Annotated in this window: 2 protein-coding genes and 1 pseudogene; 1 reads left to right on the forward strand and 2 read right to left on the reverse strand. The window is 46.4% G+C overall.

The features are described from left to right. Nucleotides 1-439, forward strand: a pseudogene (locus tag ABGY95_RS06290) (hypothetical protein); the annotation flags it as partial. On the opposite strand, the gene ABGY95_RS06295 reads toward ABGY95_RS06290, so the two are convergent. Both ABGY95_RS06295 and ABGY95_RS06300 read right to left on the reverse strand, forming a co-directional pair. Further along, nucleotides 436-1,119: a YqaA family protein gene (locus ABGY95_RS06295; RefSeq protein WP_347440840.1), complete on the reverse strand. Its 684-nt coding sequence runs from the start codon at nt 1,117-1,119 to the stop codon at nt 436-438. The pseudogene ABGY95_RS06290 and the gene ABGY95_RS06295 overlap by 4 nt on opposite strands. Before the next feature lie 50 nt (nt 1,120-1,169). Beyond that, nucleotides 1,170-1,513: Brp/Blh family beta-carotene 15,15'-dioxygenase (locus tag ABGY95_RS06300; RefSeq protein ID WP_347440841.1), on the reverse strand; the 344-nt coding region annotated here is incomplete at its 5' end.

Genomic DNA, 1,513 nt, shown 5'->3' on the forward strand with positions numbered 1-1,513 from the left:
AATGCGACTACGTATGGAAGAAACAGCGGCCAAAGACAACCTTAAGCGCGGTCCTGGTGGTGTCGTTGATATTGAGTTTCTTGTTCAGACACTTCAATTGTTATATGGCAAGAACAATATTGAGCTACAGACATCAAACACACTTGCTGGCCTCGAGTCCCTTGCTTTTGCTGGTATCATAGGGAATGAAATGGCAAAATCGCTCCGCGATGCGTACGACCTGTTACGGAAAATCGAGGGCAGGCTTAGGCTTCTTGACGTACGTTTAGGGCACGTGTTTCCAACCGAAAGTCAAAAACGCAGCCAATTGGCAGATCTGTTAAACCGTGAGAATGGTGAGTCACTAGCTGACGAAGTATTCCAGACAGTTACATGGGTGCGTAGTGTCTTTGATAAAACGTTTGCTGATTTACAGGACGATCTGGCTAAAAATACTTAGTGGTTGCCAAGAAACTTAATGGCATAAACACCAGCAAGTACAAGAATCCCAAAAATCAGGGTTATCCGTTCAAGGTACTTGTCAAGTATTTCGCGAGCCTGTTTGCCGCAAATTCTCATGATGGTGGCAACTAGGAAAAAGCGGCCACCTCGTCCAATGAAAGATGCGATTATGAGAGTTGGAAGTGGGACAGAGCATGCGCCCGCTGCGATTGTGAAAATCTTAAAAGGAATTGGTGTAAATGCAGATAGTATCAACCAAAGGAACGCATTTTCTTGATAAAGGGATTCAACATAAATAAATTTTTCGGATGTAAAACCAGGTATGGCGCTGTAAAAAAAAGTATCAACTAGATGCCATAAACCCCGACCGATCGCCCACCCTGCGATGGCTCCGAGGACACTTGCAGTCACTGATACAGCGGCAAATAGATAGCTCTTTTTTGGCTTGCCCACAGAGAGTGCGATTTGCAGGACGTCGGGCGGGATTGGGAAGAAAGAACTTTCGGCAAATGAAATTCCAGCCAAGGCAATCACGCCGTGCCGGGAATCAGCCCAAGAAAGCACCCAGTTATAAAGTCGTCGGAGTGGCCCTAGCCTTTTCGGGATGTCCAGTTCCGGGCTATCTGCATGAGCCTGCTCGATAATCGGGCTTTCGGATGATGTCGGTGAAAAAGGCATGCTGCTTTCCTCAAAGTTAGGAAAATCATAGCAGGTGCCAAGACGTGACGTTAGGCCGTTTCTGGCTCTGCTGATAGCCACTCACAAAGAACTTCGTGAGCCGGAGTGACTATGAGGTAGACAAGAAGTGAGAGAAGGGCGAGGTCACGAAAGTTAGCAGTATCTGAAAGCCACCACCATGTTCCACCTAATAAAATCCATGTAGGAATCAGTAATGGCATTGCTGCCTTATGAACGATAAGGGCTTGTCTCACAGGGTGTATCTCCGCACTAGGTGACGCAAGGTGCTTTGAAATCGAAGGCATTTGCTTCCAGCTGTGAAAAGCTAAAAAATATATGCCAATGCCAAAAAGCGGAGAACTAACGATTTCAAGGATGCCAACCAAGGCATATG

The organism is Rubritalea sp. (genome assembly GCF_039830215.1).
In the GTDB taxonomy this organism is placed as follows: Bacteria; Verrucomicrobiota; Verrucomicrobiia; order Verrucomicrobiales; family Akkermansiaceae; genus Rubritalea.